General features: G+C 70.5%; 11 protein-coding genes and 2 pseudogenes. All 13 read right to left on the bottom strand.

Annotated elements, in window-relative coordinates; translation table 11 throughout:
• Nucleotides 1-122 precede the first annotated feature (122 nt).
• The 13 genes and pseudogenes from M2266_RS16080 to M2266_RS16020 all read right to left on the bottom strand — a co-directional run bounded on the left by M2266_RS16080 (nt 123) and on the right by M2266_RS16020 (nt 14,345).
• Nucleotides 123-1,293: pseudogene (locus M2266_RS16080) on the bottom strand (DnaB-like helicase N-terminal domain-containing protein).
• A gap of 222 nt (nt 1,294-1,515) precedes the next feature.
• Nucleotides 1,516-3,304: pseudogene (locus tag M2266_RS16075) on the bottom strand (TraM recognition domain-containing protein).
• A gap of 108 nt (nt 3,305-3,412) precedes the next feature.
• Nucleotides 3,413-4,078: a hypothetical protein gene (locus M2266_RS16070; RefSeq protein WP_277438814.1), complete on the bottom strand. Its 666-nt coding sequence runs from the start codon at nt 4,076-4,078 to the stop codon at nt 3,413-3,415.
• 128 nt (nt 4,079-4,206) lie between these two features.
• Nucleotides 4,207-5,439: an ATP-grasp domain-containing protein gene (locus M2266_RS16065; RefSeq protein WP_277438813.1), complete on the bottom strand. Its 1,233-nt coding sequence runs from the start codon at nt 5,437-5,439 to the stop codon at nt 4,207-4,209.
• 70 nt (nt 5,440-5,509) lie between these two features.
• Nucleotides 5,510-6,769 (bottom strand): MFS transporter, encoded by a 1,260-nt coding sequence (locus M2266_RS16060; protein ID WP_277438812.1) that lies wholly within the window; start codon nt 6,767-6,769, stop codon nt 5,510-5,512.
• A gap of 5 nt (nt 6,770-6,774) precedes the next feature.
• The gene (locus M2266_RS16055) at nt 6,775-8,052 is read right to left on the bottom strand and encodes a hypothetical protein (RefSeq protein WP_277438811.1); all 1,278 of its coding nucleotides are present in this window, start codon (nt 8,050-8,052) and stop codon (nt 6,775-6,777) included.
• 115 nt (nt 8,053-8,167) lie between these two features.
• On the bottom strand, nt 8,168-8,677 hold the full coding sequence (locus M2266_RS16050; RefSeq protein WP_277438810.1) for a hypothetical protein: 510 nt from the start codon (nt 8,675-8,677) through the stop codon (nt 8,168-8,170).
• 59 nt (nt 8,678-8,736) lie between these two features.
• Nucleotides 8,737-9,228 (bottom strand): hypothetical protein, encoded by a 492-nt coding sequence (locus tag M2266_RS16045; RefSeq protein WP_277438809.1) that lies wholly within the window; start codon nt 9,226-9,228, stop codon nt 8,737-8,739.
• Nucleotides 9,229-9,436: 208 nt separating this feature from the next.
• Entirely contained in the window at nt 9,437-11,236 is a 1,800-nt protein-coding gene (locus M2266_RS16040) for a hypothetical protein (RefSeq protein WP_277438808.1), read from the bottom strand.
• Nucleotides 11,233-12,375, bottom strand: coding sequence for an AAA family ATPase (locus M2266_RS16035; protein ID WP_277441232.1), 1,143 nt, complete (start codon nt 12,373-12,375; stop codon nt 11,233-11,235). The genes M2266_RS16040 and M2266_RS16035 overlap by 4 nt, the downstream gene beginning before the upstream one ends.
• A 193-nt stretch (nt 12,376-12,568) precedes the next feature.
• Nucleotides 12,569-12,790, bottom strand: coding sequence for a hypothetical protein (locus tag M2266_RS16030; RefSeq protein WP_277441231.1), 222 nt, complete (start codon nt 12,788-12,790; stop codon nt 12,569-12,571).
• A 105-nt stretch (nt 12,791-12,895) separates the two neighbouring features.
• On the bottom strand, nt 12,896-13,666 hold the full coding sequence (locus tag M2266_RS16025) for a hypothetical protein (protein WP_277438807.1): 771 nt from the start codon (nt 13,664-13,666) through the stop codon (nt 12,896-12,898).
• Nucleotides 13,667-13,763: 97 nt separating this feature from the next.
• Nucleotides 13,764-14,345 carry a hypothetical protein gene (locus M2266_RS16020; RefSeq protein WP_277438806.1) on the bottom strand — a complete coding sequence of 194 codons (582 nt, stop codon included), beginning with the start codon at nt 14,343-14,345 and terminating at the stop codon, nt 13,764-13,766.
• Nucleotides 14,346-14,473: the final 128 nt, after the last annotated feature.

The following is a 14,473-nucleotide window of genomic DNA, read 5'->3' as shown; positions in this document are numbered from 1 at the left end:
AGCTTGCCGCGCTGGGCATCGAATGCTGACGCCGTGGCGCGCAGGGCCAGGGCGTCGGAGACCGGGGTGTTCTTCATGGTGAATTCCAAAGGGAGGGACAAGCGACGTAAGGGGAGGGAGGGTCAGCCGTGCCCGCGAGATGGCGGTCGCAGGGCGGCCAGGCTGGGGGCAGACCCCGGCCGTGCCGAGGATGGCGAGGCTGGGCGCGGTGCGCTGCGGGCGAGTGCCGCGTGCACCTGTGCAGGGGGCGGCCCGGTCGCCGAGCGAGTCGGGGCCGTCGGCGTCGGTGCGGGGCGGCCGTTCACCGCCTGCCAGCGGGAGCGCACTTCATCGAGGGGACCGAGCGCGTGCAATGCGTGATTGATGAGCCGCCCGGGGGTCAGAGCCTCGTTCTCCGCCAAGGCCCCGGATGGTCCGCGCAGAGGTCGCCGCCGTGCGGGTGACCGACGAGCGCATCACCAACTCGCCGAGCCATTCGGCGCTGCCTGGACCCACGCCATCGCAGATGGCGGCGAGCTGATCGCCGGACAGCGTCCCGTCGGCCAGAAGCCCACGCCGCTGGGCCTCCCAGAGCAAGGTGACCCGATCGATGGGCTCACCCCGGTGGTGCAGCGCGCCGAGGCAGCGGTAGAGCTGCCCGTGGGCGGGGTCGGCGAAGTCGCCGGGCCGCAGCCAGCCGACTACCTCGTCCATGGCCTTCGGTCGCTCGGCGAGGACGGCCAGCAGGAACCGCTCGTCCTCGGCGACCTGCTCGGCCCGAACCGGAGGTGGCGTGACCGGGACGGTGGCCGGTGGAGTAGCAGGCGCGACCGGGCGCGGTTCGGTACCCCACCGCTGTGCGAGATCGCTGAGCACGCCGGTCAGGACGTCCGCGTAATGCAGGGCTCCCTCGACTTCGCCTTGTAGGGCGTCGGCGCGGGCCGCCTGGTGCAGACGGATCGCGTGTTCCGTGATGCTGCGATGGATCGCGCCCTCCAGCACCATGCGGCCGTACACCGGAGCGTGCGCGGGACGCGGGCAGGCCGAGATCAGGGTGTGGGCGTACACCGCGGTCAGCCCCCGTACGTGGGTGCTGGCCTCGGCGACCGCATCGGTCACCCATGACAGCGGTACGGACTCTTCGGCCAACGCGGGGTGACCGTCGTCCCGGAGCTTGCGCAACGCGGCGAACAGCGCCTGGTGGACCGGCCGGTAGAAGTGATCCGGCGCGAGCCAGTCAAGGTGCGAGAGCTGGCCCGGGTCGAGGAGCACGGAACCGAGCACCGCCTGCTCCGCGCCCAGCAGCGGGTTCATCGCTGGCCCCCTGCGTCAGAAGCAGGAGGCTCGCCCTCCCGGGCACGGAGATCGGCGACCGCTTGGTCCGCAGCGGCCATCGCCTGCGCGAGGCAGTCCAGAGTGCGGGTGAACGTGGGATCGGAGGCGAGTATCGAACCGGCGCCGCTGACCAACCACCACTGCCCGTCGCGCAGAACGACCGGCGAACGTACGAGCCGCCCCGGACGCGGCGTGGCGCGCTCATGCCGACAACCCGAAGTCGTCACGGGCGTTGGCCTTCGCGAGGGCCCGTTCGGTGATCGCCTTCGTCGCACGGGCCGAAGCAGGGCCGACCACCTTGGCGGACGGCTCCTTGTACCAGGGCCGGAGGTCAAGCATGGCAACCCGGATACCCGTGGCCAGGAGCAGAGCCTTGCCCTTGGGCAGGGCACGGATCGCGTCGGGCGGCAGGATCCGCTCGGTGCGCATGCTGACCGAGGTGGATTTGCCGCCGTCGCTGGTCGACACCGAGGTGGTCTGGACGTCGTGGTCGCCGACCTGCCTGCTGAGCCGGTCGGCGAAGTCCGCGTCGTCGATGCCACTTCCGATGATCTTGACGGTGGCCGCAGACCAGAGCGCGTCCATGCCGGCCTCGCCCCAGCACCGCTGACCCTGCCGGTAGGACTGCAAGATCGTCATCGGGATGACACCCCGGCTGCCCAAGTGGCTGTACAAGTCCGGGAGATCCGAGATCTTGCACACGTTCGCGGCCTCGTCGAGGACGCACAGCGCGGGCGGGTCCAGCCGTCCGCCTGAGCGCTCGGCGACGACCACGGCCGCGCGCATCACGGCGTCAGCCGCTGCGGCGATGATCGCGCTCGCGCTGCCGCCGCCGTCCTTGCTCAACAGGTACAAGGTGTCGCGGGACGTGGCGAACGCGAAGGGCTTGAACTCAGGGAGACCCTTGGCGGGGGTTACCCACGCTGCGACGTCCGCATCGAGCAGGCAGCTCGCGTACTGCCGCGCCGTCTCGAAGATTCCGTCGCGCGTTTCCGTCGCACCGGAGACGGTCCCCTGGAGCTGGGCCGCGACCGCGTCGTGGCCGGCATCGGTGAGCAGGTCGACCGGGGTCCGGTCGGCGGGGGAGGCGAGCCAGGCAAGGACGTCGGTGATCGGGCGGCGGTGGCTGGCGGCAGCGAGGAACAGCGCGCCGAGCGTGTTGCTCGCGGCGGTGGACCAGAAGTCGGAGCCATTCGAATCGTCCACGCTGGCGGCGACGAAGTGCCCGGCCAAACGCTTCGCCCCGGCCAGGTCGCGAGCGTCGGCCAGGATGTCCCACCACATCTCGCGCGGGTGGTGGGCGATCTGCTGCGGGTCGAGCGTCCAGATCGCACCGACCTCGGCCCGAGCGTCCACCGTCGCGGTGAAGGCGTCGTTCGCGGCTTTGTTACTGGTGAGCAGGACCGGGCCGGGTGCCGCGAGAATCGCGGGGATCGCGAGCCCGGATGTCTTTCCAGAGCGCGGAGCCATGATCGCGACGATCACGTCCTCCCAGGACGCGCGGACAGGGGCCCGGCCCGGGGAAAGGGCGCCGAGAAGGATTCCGCGGTCGGCAGGGGCGACCTCTTTTACACTCCCGGCCGCTCAAGGACGGCCGCAGGCTCCTGGCCTTGGCGGTGATCTCCTTGTCCAGCAGCGGGGCAAGGTCGGCCTTCCGGGCAAGGCCGTTCTTCGTGCCGCCGCGCAGGCGCATCCACAGCACCAGGCCGAGGACGGTGAGGCAGACCGACAGCAGGCCGGGGATGATCCGCGCGCCGACCAGCAGGGCGGTGGGGCTCAGGTGCGGCCACAGCACCTCGGGATGAAGCAGTGCGTCAGTGGCCCTGAACGGAGGCCAAGTCCCTGCTCCCAAGAAGGAGTTGGTGAGAGAACCGCTCAGCCAGGCCAGCGAACCGAAGGCTAGCGCGATGCCGAGTATGCCGAAGAGGAGGTAGAGGAGCGCGTCCGACCCGGTGGTGGTCGAGGGCGCGCTGGTACGCGGTGCGGGCATGGTGAGTCCTGGAAGTGAGCGCAGGCGACTGATGAGGGCGGGGCACGCGGCGCTCTTCTGCTGATCATCGAGGAGGCTCCTGTTCAGGAAGGGAGTCGACGGCCGGGGCTATCGAGTGCGAGGGGCTCGGGGCGGCGGAGTGCTCGGCGCAGCGTCTGCGGAGCCGACCGGTGACGTCGTGCGCTGGGTGACAGCCTTCGGTGAGGAGGTACGGGCAGCGCGCTGCCGATTCGTTTCCGCAGTGCCATCGGCGGTCGGCGGGACCGGACCAGCACCGAGGACATCGCTGAGCAGCTCCCTGGTTCGCAGGACATTGACCATCTCGTGGTGCCTGGGGTCGGTGCGTTCGGCAGGGCACGCGGCGATCCCGTCCTCGGCGACCTCCAATTGCTCTTGGACGTCCAGGAGCATGCCGTGGGCGGCGGCCAGCCGCGTCCAGGTCTCGAAGGCGGGGTTGTGGTTCGGGTCGTCGAACGTCAGGCGGACGCGGGTCCAGTCGGCGGCGGCGGCGACGAGTTCGGTCAGCTGCGGGAGAGCGCCGACCAGCGCACCGTTGATCTCCTCGACGATTCCGGCGACCTCGTTGGGCTCTGCGGTCTCGGTGAGCCGGGCGATCATCCCGGGAACGGAGTATGGGTCGGAGGAAGGATGGGGCAGGTGGCGGACCTGCAGCGGCTTGTCGGAGCCCGACGTCTCGCTGCCATGGGCGAGCCGGATGTTGTGCTGCATCGCGGCACCGATGGCCTCGCCGATGCTCGGGTAGAACTCGGGCACGGTTGCTCCTCGATCATGTACTGGACTTCCGGGCTGGGTGGGGGCACGAGACCGACGTGCTCCCCACCCGGATGGACGGTCACAGGTCTGCGTTTCGGATCTGTGGCGTCCGAGGGCAGTGGGAAGGTTCACGGGGCCACCGACAGAGTCAGGGCGTCGGCGAGAGACGAGAGAGAGCCCTGGGCCGCTTCGGCGCTGTCTGCGGTGACGATGAGGAAGCCGACCCGGCTGGTGTCGAGGTTGCCCGCCGGCGGCAGTACGACCCGCTCTCCGACGTCGCGGAGCCACGTCACCTGGTGCAGCCACGGGGACTCCGGACCAGGGTGGATCGCCAGGTCGCGGGCGGAGAGGGTGCCGGTAGCCGGGGGATAGACGATCTTTATCGCAGCAGTGCTGTGCGCCGTGGGCGTCAGGTCGGGAATCCGTCCGCAGGCGACATCGGCCGCGATCCGGGGCAGTGCGAGGCCGGTGGCGAGGCGGACGAGCTGCCCGATCAGGTCGCCGCCGATACGGGAGTTGACCTCGATGATGCGTGGACCGGACGCGGTGAGGCGCATCTCAACGTGTTGGACGCCAGTCGTCACGCCCAGCGCCCGCACTGCCTGAACAGCGACGGGGGCGACCTCGGGCAGGAGCGGGTCGCCGGCACTCACGGTGTGGCCGACTTCCTCGAAGTACGGAGGGAAGGCGACCTCCTTGCGGGTCACGGCCAGGGCGGTGGTGATGCCGTGCTGAGTGACGCACTCCACCGATATCTCCGGGCCGGACAGGTACTCCTCGACCAGCACACCGCTGCCTTCCGGGCCTTGCTCACCGGCCCCGGCGGCAGCGAACTCCCAGGCGGAGGGCAGTTCCTCGGGCGTATCGACGCGGACCACGCCGATGCTGGCGGCATGGGAGGAAGGCTTGAGGACGACCGGGAAGCCGGTGCGGAGCGCGGCTGTTTCCGCCGCCGTCAGGTTGTCGACGCGGGTGGACGTGGCCGAAGGCACGTTGTGCTCGTCGAACAGGCGGCGGCTGGTCGCCTTGTCCCGGCAGGCAGTCATCGCCGCAGCGCTGTTCCCGGGCACGTTCAGACGGGCGGCGAGTTCAGCGGTGGGCACGAGCGTGTACTCGTCCCAGGTGACGACTCCGGCGATGGAGTGACGAGCTGCCAGGGCCAGGCCGGCAGCGACCACGGCCTCCGGGTCGTGGGTGTCGGCGACCTCGTGGTCGACCACCAGGTGCTGCTGCCAGGAAGGCGGCTTGGTGTCGATCAGCGCGATCGGGTATGCGGCGGCGACCTGCTCGACGCAGTAGCCGCGATAGACGGGATCCGTGCCGCCGACGACGATCAGCAGCGGGCGAGTGGTTCGGGACATGGAGAGCCTCCGTGAGGTGGTGGTGGGAAGAGGAGGAAGGACAAGGTGCATTGGGGCGCTCAGCGACCGTTCACACGGCATCCGGCGCTGGGGCGGGCTCCTTGTGGAGTGCAGGAACCTGCGGCTCGGAGAGGTCGCAGGCGGCGCGGTGCCGTCGCAGACCGGCGAAGCACGCGGTCAGCGCCAGGCCCTGGAGAGCGGCGCACGCCAGGAGCAGGTGCGGAATGTCAGCAGGGGGCACGAGCGCGATCAGGACTCCGGCCAGCGGAAGCGGAAGCAGCACCAGGATGATCGTCACCGCCAGGGTGGAGCCGAACGCCTGCGCCGGGATGAGGCGGGACCGCAGGGTTCGCAGGACGACGGTCATCGCGCCTTCGCCAGCCATGACCGCCGCCACCGCCACGGTGTACGTGGCGAAGCTCGGCGCGAGGGCGGTCGCCAGACACGCCGCCGTCGAAACGGCAGCCGTCACCGCGCCGACCGGCCAGATACCGAAGCGATCGATCGCACGGCGACTGGTCCACACGGCAATCAACGAGGCAACTGCTGCCGCGCTCCAGACCGAGCCGACGGCGGCGGTGGAGTAGTGGAAGTGGTGGATGACGGTGATCGGGGCGGCGGCCTGCAGTACGCCCGTGGCCAAGTTGGAGGCGGCCAGGCCGCCGACCAACCACGCGAGGGCTGGGGTGCGGCGCAGGGTTGCCCACCCGGTCAAGAGACTGCTGGGCGCTGACCTGTGCCCCGGGACGCCTCCAGCGCTGGATGCAGTCGCGGCAGCGGTCAGAGCCAACAGGGCGACCGCGGTCAGGAGCAACGTCGGGCCGGCGAGAAGCAGTAGGCCGCCCAAGAGCGGACCGACGAGCATCGCGCACTGGTCGATCCCGGTCTGCGCGGCCTGTACCCGGTGGGCCTCGTTGCCCAACCGGCGGCTGGCTTCAGCACCGAGCGTCTCCATCGCGACGAAGGAGACCTCCGCGAGCAGCCCGGAGACAGCACCGAAAGTCAGGACAACACTCGTTGTCATCGTCCCGGTGCCGGGCAGGACAAACAGCACGGCACCGGCCAGGGCGACCACGGCAGTGCGCACCAGGTTGGACATCCGGAAGACACGGCCGGCACCCCACCGGTCGACCATCGATCCGGCGAAGGAGAAGGCCGCCAGCCGAGGTGCCCATTCGAGGAGGAAGGCAAGGCCGGTCAAGGCGGTGGAGCCGGTGGTGACCAGGACCAAGAGCGGGACGGCGTAGGTGGCCGTTGCGCTGGCCAGAGCGTCGGTGGCCCGCATGAGATAGGTGCGTGGCAGCCCGGCGACGGGAGCGGTTGAGATCATCTGGGTCACCGCGCCCGAGGGCCGGGGGCCTGTGAGGGGCGCACAGCCGCGCTGGTATCTGATGCCCCACCACCGAAGGCCGAGGAGACCTTGGCCTTAGCCGCTGCGGGCGAAGTGGCGAGAGCGGCGGCTCGGGGGTCGGGGAGCCTCGGAAACTGCTTCCGTGCCTCGGCCTGCGGCTCCTGTGTACGGCCGACGCCGAGCAACTCGACCTCCGAGTCGTGGAGTTCCGACTGCGCCGAGCTGACGAACTCAGCAGCGAACCCAAACCGGTCGGCGAGTTGATATGCCTCGTCGTCGAGGTCCGTGATCTGCTCGCTTGCCGCCTCCAGCGCCTCCCGCACACGCTCCAGCGCGCCGTGTTCGGGGTGGAGGAGGTGGTCGACTGCCCGTCGAAGGTCGTCACCGTTCTCGGCAGACCTGATCTGGTCGGTGAGCCGGAGGAGTTCTGCTCCGGCGATGTAGGGCCCGAGCGGGTTTGCCGGGGTGGCCGTGCGGCCGGAGTCGAGGGAGGGGTCGAGGTCGACTCCGTAGCGGGCGGCCCGAAGCATCTCGGCCGCGTGGGTGGCGATGGCCGCGCGGTCGACGGCCGGGGTCGTGGTGGGCAGGCGATGGCGTCGGCCGTACCAGTCCTCGATCTGCTGGAAGCCGGCGTGCTTGAGGAGCGTGGCGGAAAGGTCGTCGCTGGCGCCCTTCGCCGAGACGCTCCCGCTGGGCTCGGCGGTGATGGTGATGGAGGGGGCGGGCACGTTGGTCTCCGGGGCTCGGGATATCGGTTCTGGCGTGGTGTGCAGGTGACCCAGCTCGGCGGCGATTCGGCGGCACTCCGTTTGGAGGCGGAAGGCATCTCGGTAGCCGTTGTGGAGGCTGCCGTCCTCACGAGCGAGGGTGGCCACGACGTGCACCTGCCGAGGCTGGTTGCGCATAGCGATCCACCGGCAGGCATCTGGATCGCCTTCTGGAGCGACACCGGTAACGGCCACGAGGCGGCGGGCGACCGTGGCCCATTGGGAGTCGGTGAGGTCCGGTCGGCCAGGGTCGGAGCGGACCGAGCAGATCCATACCGGCTGTTCGGGAGCGCGGACCCCGAGACGTTCCACGGGAGCGTCGAGGGCGCTGGCCAAGTAGGGCGGCGAGCCGGTTTCGGCGAGCAGGTCGATCGGGGCTCCGTGGCCGTCGCCCGCGATCAGCCGGGGACTGGTGTGACTACCGCGCTCGCCCGGCCCGTAAAGGTACGAGAGCAGGCCAGCGGTGTTGCTGGCGCGCTGCAGGTGGGCGATCACGGCGGCTACCTCGAAGGGGAGTGGCGAACAGGAGCCCGGTCTCCGGGCTGTCAGGGAGAGGATCCGCAGGATTCGCGATTTGGCGAGGCCGGAGATTGCCGGTAGAAGCCACCGCTCATCCCGGGGTGTCGAGGCCGTGGTCGTAGGTGAAATTCGCGCAGGCGGCGCGGGCGAAGTAGGCGTCGTTGTGCAACCGGGCCCAGCGGCCGTCCTGGCGGATGACGGTCGCGACGATGTCGAGCCCGTTGGCCCGGTTACGCATGGCCACCCACCGGCAGGCCGCCGGATCGGCGTCCGGCTCTATGCCGGTGGCGTCGAGAACCTCGCGCGTCAGCTCGAACCAGTCGCCGTCGTCGAGTTCCACGTCGGTGGTGTTGCGAATGGCGCAGTGCCAGGTGAGTCGCTGGGACGCGGTGTGCCCGGTCCGCGGTTTCCGCAGCGCGACGGGTTCGTCGAGCAGCAGAGCCAGGTGCGGGAGGACGACGGTCTCCTGGGCGGTCAGTTCCGAGGACCAGGCGGTGAGGAGGTAGGGGGCAAAACCGGGCTCGCTGCGGTGGAGTTGGCCGAGGAGGTCCGTGGTGCTCTCGGTACGCCGGACATCGCAGCGCAGGGGGTACTCGGGCATGGGGTATCAAGGTCCTTGAAATAGGAGCCGGTGCCCCGCCGAGGCGGGGCACCGTGCGGTCAGAAGTGGGGGTTCTCGGTCGGCCGGTCGGCTTCGGTGGCTGCCTGGAGCAGTTCCGTGAGGTCGTCGGGCTCGGAGGAGCGCTGGTCGATCCACCACCCGGCACGGGTGATGGCGCGAGCGGCTGCCTCGATCTCCTCCCACTCCGTCTCGCTGGTCTCGCCTTCGAGGACCAGGGCGGTGTAGGCAGCCGCCAGGACCTGGTGGCGACAGCGCACACCCCAGGCGACCGCTCGCTCGGTCCCCTCCAGAGGAGGCATCCGGTACTGCTGAGACCAGGCTTCGGATTCGGCCTGCTCTTCGGCCCGCTTGGCCTCCAGCCAAGCGGCCTTGTCCTGCTCGTCGTCCTCCTTCGCTGTCCGCCAGCAATCCGTGCACTCCTGCTTGGCGAGCCACTCGGCGAAGCCCGCGCGACGGTCGGCTGCGCGGTCGGACAGGTCGCGCTCGGCCGAGTGGCCGCAGGAGTAAGTGATCTGCCAGATGGTCGCCACCCCCGGGGAATTCCGTTTGATGGGCGTTACGTTCGAGGTCGGGCTGCTGGTCTGGGGCTTCATATCGAGTGCCTTTCGTTGGCGGTTGGGGTGGTGGCCTGCGTCGCTGCGGAGGGTCGTGCATCAGATGCACGATTCATGCGGCGGACGGAGGTGGTCTGGACTGCTTGGCGGTGGTCTCGGGGACGCTTCCGCCTTCTGCGTCGTCTCAGCGCGTCCTGCGAATGGCGTTTGTGGCCGCCGTGGCGATGGCGGCGGGAGCGCTGGAGGGCTGGGTCAGGTGCAGCAAGGTGGTCCCCGGCAAGTGGCGGGACTCCGCGGTGACGGTGAGCTGGAGTACGGCGCAGCCGGCGGTCGTGAGCTGCTTGACGCGGGTGACGGCCGCAGCGGTTTCGTCGCTGCCGTAATGGGCGTCGGTGACGATCACGAGGAGGCGGCCAGCGCCGGGGCGGCTGAGTTCGAGGCCGTGGTCGAGTGCGTCGATGGCGTCGCCGAGGTTGTGGTGGCCGCCGTTGGCATCGAACGTCGTCACGCGCTCTGGTGCTCGGTGGGTGGGTCGGGTCAACGCGGTCAGGTGCTGGTCGTAGGCGATGGTGGCGGTGAGGGAGTCGGGGTCGGTCAGGGCTGCTGCGCGGGCCACGATCCAGGCAGCGGACGCGACGGGCGCGCAGGCGGCGCGCATGGAGCCGGAGACATCGACGGCGATACCCACACGCAGCGGCGGGGTGGGGGAGTTGCGGCGGCGGGTGTGTGTGAACGGTTCCGCGGTGGGGACCGACCCGGCCGCGCGCTGGGCGTCGCGGGCGAGGGCCGCGCGCATGTTGAGGCGGCCGGGCGGGGTGGGGCTGGTGGTCCGCTCCTCGGTCCGCTCGCGGTAGGCGGCGGCACGCAGCGCACGGCTCAGGCGCGCGGCGGCACTCTGTTCGGCGGCGGTGGGCCTGCGGGTGCCGGTGACCGGGTTGCCGTAGGGCGCCGGTGTGCCGTCGGGGGTGACGGTGGTGCCACGGGCGTTGAAGACCGACTTGGCGGTGGCGGCGGCTTGACGTCGCTGGCCGGCCCGCTGGGCGCGGTCCTGAGTCTGCGCCTTGGACTGCGCGGCCACGGCGTTGGCCGCTGCGGCCTGTGCCGCGAGGTCGGCGGCGTCAGTGGCGGCCGTGCTGTCCATGACGACCCCCACGGCGCCGGACAGCAGATCGGTGAGGTTCTCCGGCACGGGCAGGGCGGGGGCAGCGGCGTCCAGAGCGTCGCACCATTCTTGACCGTGCGCGAGCATGGTCGTGGCGTCGTGGTCGGGGCACTGGTGGGCTGCGGTCCAGATGCGGGTGAGGTTGTCCAGCAGGTCTGCGCCCAGCACCTTTTCGCACAGGTCGGCGACGGCCCGGGTCTCGCCGGCGTCCAGGATGCCGACGTCACGGCGGCCGAGGATCAGGGCCGCCACGCCGGCGGCGTGCTCGATGCCCTGAAGGGTGGGGTGGGCGATGTCGGGCATGACCAGGGTTCGGGCACTGGTACGCAGGTACGTGCGGTCCGTGGGCCGCGTGATCAGGTGTGCGCCTTCGACACGGCTCTCCTCCAGCAGGAGCGCGGCCTCGACGACACGGGGGTCCGCTCCGGCAGGCTGTGTCCACACGGAGTGGGCCGCGTGCGCGGCCTCGTGTACGAACACGCCCCAGGCGGCGGGATACCGCTCCTCGTCGCCCACGATCCGCGGATGGATCTCGTGGGGCTTCAGCGGGGCGAACAGGGCGGCGTCGAACTCGACCTCGCCCAGAGCGGGGAAGAACGCGGCCGGTGCGCCGCTGCGCGTGCCGGGGCGGCAGGTGACGAGGAGGTCCTGGCGGCCGGAGAGGGCGACCAGCCGGTCGCCGAGTTCGGCACCCACGCGCAGCCATGCGGCCGGGGAGGTGCGGGGCTGCGCGGGCGGGGCGCCGTCGTCGTCCCAGCGCGCGAGGTCGGCGTCGACGTCCGGCGTGACGGCGGGGGACTGGACGTGGTGGTGGGCGCTCATCGCGAGCGGCCCTGCTGTGCGGAGCCGGTGCTGCCCGGGGGCTGCCGGACGGCCGAGGCGGGGAGCTGCTTGCCGAGGGTGAGGGGTGCGATCTTCTTGACGCCGACAGTCTTGATGACGGCGTCGGCGACGGCGTCGCGATCCTCCACAGGAGCGATGCCGACCAGGTTCGCGAGCGCGGCATTGGTCCCCAGGACGGCCTCGGTCTTCTGGTAGCTGAGCAGCTCCCGCAGTTGGGGGGCCCAGCCCAGCTCGCCGAGTTCGACCTGGCGGGCGAGGTGCCGGGCGACCCGGACCACCCGGGCATCGATCCTCAAGGCCAGGGCGAGGTCATAGTCCGTGCCGATCTGGATCTGCACGCTGAACCGGGACGACAGCGCCTCCGTCAACACCGCCCCGTGGACGCCGGGATTGTGGCCCGCCACCACATAGAAGCCCGGCTCGGCCTTGATGGTCTCGCCCTTGTGGGCCTTGACCTGGATCTGCCTGCGCCCGTCCATCGCGGGATACAGCGCCGCCAACACCTTCGGCGAGATCAAGGTGGCATCGTCGATCAGCAGGGCACGGCCCTCGGTCATCGCGGTGACCAGCGGACCGTACTGGAAGACGTAACCCCCGCTGTCAGCCTGCGTGTACTCGCCGATCAAGTCGCCGACCGTGGTGTCGCCGTCCCCGGCGACGGTGAGCAGGTCCGGGAACGCCGCCTCCACCAGCGACGTCTTGCCGGTGCCCGGAGGGCCGTAGAGCAGCACCGGCACGTCGGCGTCGCGCAGACGGTTCAACGCCTCGACATCGGGCAGATCGGCCAGCTCCCGGGGGTGGTAGAGCTGGCCCCCCGCGCGGCGGATCGGGCCGGTCTGCTTCGGCGTGGCCGCTGCGGTAATGGTCGTGCGGGCCATGGCCGCCTGAGCGCGGGGAGCGTGGGTGCCCGGTGGGCTGATCACAGCGGTCTGCGCGGCTGCGGCAGTCTTCGCGTTCGCGCGGAACTCCGGTTGTCCGGTTCCGCTTTGGTCGGCCTCGCCGCGTCGCACCAGGGTGAGGGCGGCGTTGCGGACGGCGCCGTGGGAGTGGCCCAGCTGCCTGGCCATGCCCCCGATGGTGAGCGCATCTGCCGGCCGGTCGGCCAGCAGACGGGCCACCTTGGCCCGTAGTTCGCCGCCCTTGGTGCGCGCTGGACTGGTAGGCGGTCCGGGTGTGGTCACAACGAGGCTCCTTCAACACGTAGGGCGGCGGGCGGGGTTGGCGTGGGCTGGAGGGGCTGGTCGGTCTCGGAGCGGATCACGGACTGTGCCGACATCGGCGACCGGGCCAACCGAGGCGTACCGTCGGCGCTCACCGGCCGACCGAGGGCGCGGTCCAGCGGCAGGGGATGACCGGCGACGAGCAGCTCGTCGGCTGGCGAGCAGGCCCGTGCGTCCGCTCCGCACCGGGTTCCGTCGCTCGGCAGGCGCAGCCGGGCGTCTCTTCGAAGCCGTCCTGGAGCAGGATTCGCCGGGCGGCGGCGTTGTAGCCGGTGGTGGTGATCTCCCCGGTGATGGTGTGCCGGATCGGCATGAACGGCTCTGCTGGTGCGTCGGGCACGGCGGAACTCCTATCGGTGTTGGCGGGAAAGCGGTGGGGTGCTGGGCGAAGGCGAGGAGGGCCCGGAGCTTTTAGGGGTCAGCGATTGCGGGAGAAGGCGATGCGCGGGTCTACCGGCCGGGCCGCCGGAGCGGACGCGGCGGGAGCGGGAACCGGCGCCTTGCCCGGGAGGCCGGCGCGGGCTGGGCTGGCGGCGAGCGCGGCAGCGCTGATGGGGAACTTGTGCGTGGCCAAGCCCTGGCTGCGCTCGTGGCGTGCGGGTGGCGCGGGTGCAGGAGGGCGGCGGGCTGTTACGTCCTGGGCGAGACGTGGCTGCACCGCGACCTGGAGGTCGGATCGGTGCATCGTCATCGTGGCGCTGGCGACCTTTTCCAGGGCTTCGCTGCGGTCGGAGGTGATCGGCAGCGTGTAGATGTCCAGGTCCGGGTTCAGTCGCCAGCCGTGTTCCTCCAGGATGAGTCGGCCGCCGAGCGCAGAGGAGTGGTCGTTGGTGGCCGCGACGATGCCTAGACGCGGATGCTCGGCGAAGGCGACGTCGGGATCTATGCGTAGAGGGCGCTCACGGGCCGGAGCCGCACCGGAGGCCAGCGAGGGGTCGAACGCGGCATCCACGTCAACTTGGTAGCCGGCCTTACGTAGCAGCGCGACGGCCCGGGTGGCGCGACCCTGTCCGTCACGCTGCTGGTCGGCCAGTGCGTACAGCGTCGGCTGGTCCGGGACGGGGTGAAAGTCGAAGCCCTTCAACATCCATGTGCTTGCGGCGAGTTGCTTCGGGTTCGCGGCGACGATGCCGTAGTCGGGGTGGCGGCCGACTGCGATGTCGGGGAGCGAGTCGTAGTGGGTGGGCATAGCAGATCCATCCGGTGGAAGCTCGGGGGCCGGCGCGGTCGAGGGTCGGGATGGTTCTGGTGGGGTGGGCCATGGCGGACTCCGAGGCGGGAAGCGGTCAGCGACCGGGTACAGACGAGGAGCGACGAACGGGTGGCAGCGCCGGGCGTATGGCCGACGCGGCTGGCTGTGGTGTCGGCGTCGTGCGCTGGGCTGTTGGCGAGAGTGCGCGAGCGGCACTCGCTCGTGGTGAGGCAGCGCCCGCCCGCGGAGTCACGCCGAGCTGATCAAGGAGCGAGTCGATCGCGGCGAGCAGACTTGGAACGTTGCCGCCGTGTCGCGCGTGGGGGCCGTCCGGCTCCGAGTCGTAGATCACTTCGTGGATTGCGGAGTCGTCAGGATGCCCACGGGTCACCAACCAGCTCTCCGGATGCCCGGGTGGATGCTCGGTGGACGGCTCCTGGGGTGGCGAGATGATCAGCGAACTACCGTCGGGCAGCCCGACGTGGACGATGTAGTCGCTGAGGCCGTACTCGACGGTGCACTCCAGGCCGCGCTGCCGAAGGGGATCGGTGACGTGCCCGTACCCGTGCTCCCGTTCCACGGATGCCGCTGTGAAACGCGGCGGAGGATCGCTGGCGCGCGCGGTGATGCGAGTGCTCTCGCTTTTGAGGGAGACCAAAGGCTGGTCGGATTGCATGGACCTCTCCTTGGCCCGGCGCCCCAGCAGCCGACGGCGCGAGCCGCAGACCGTGGGACGGCAGAAGTATTGGTGTTCCACGAGGATCCGGAGATTGGCCGGTTTGGCGTCGCCGGAACTCTGTGTTA

The organism is Streptomyces sp. SPB162 (assembly GCF_029504575.1).
Taxonomy (GTDB): Bacteria; Actinomycetota; Actinomycetes; order Streptomycetales; family Streptomycetaceae; genus Actinacidiphila.
Note: the sequence above shows the minus strand (reverse complement) of the source record. Positions and strands in the feature narration are given on the sequence as shown.

What these genes read in the sequence shown, in the direction of transcription:
- M2266_RS16020 (WP_277438806.1), bottom strand. Translation starts at nt 14,345, where the DNA reads ATGCAATCCGACCAGCCTTTGGTCTCCCTCAAAAGCGAGAGCACTCGC.
- M2266_RS16050 (WP_277438810.1), bottom strand. Translation starts at nt 8,677, where the DNA reads ATGCCCGAGTACCCCCTGCGCTGCGATGTCCGGCGTACCGAGAGCACC.
- M2266_RS16060 (WP_277438812.1), bottom strand. Translation starts at nt 6,769, where the DNA reads ATGATCTCAACCGCTCCCGTCGCCGGGCTGCCACGCACCTATCTCATG.
- M2266_RS16040 (WP_277438808.1), bottom strand. Translation starts at nt 11,236, where the DNA reads ATGAGCGCCCACCACCACGTCCAGTCCCCCGCCGTCACGCCGGACGTC.
- M2266_RS16030 (WP_277441231.1), bottom strand. Translation starts at nt 12,790, where the DNA reads ATGCCGATCCGGCACACCATCACCGGGGAGATCACCACCACCGGCTAC.
- M2266_RS16065 (WP_277438813.1), bottom strand. Translation starts at nt 5,439, where the DNA reads ATGTCCCGAACCACTCGCCCGCTGCTGATCGTCGTCGGCGGCACGGAT.
- M2266_RS16025 (WP_277438807.1), bottom strand. Translation starts at nt 13,666, where the DNA reads ATGCCCACCCACTACGACTCGCTCCCCGACATCGCAGTCGGCCGCCAC.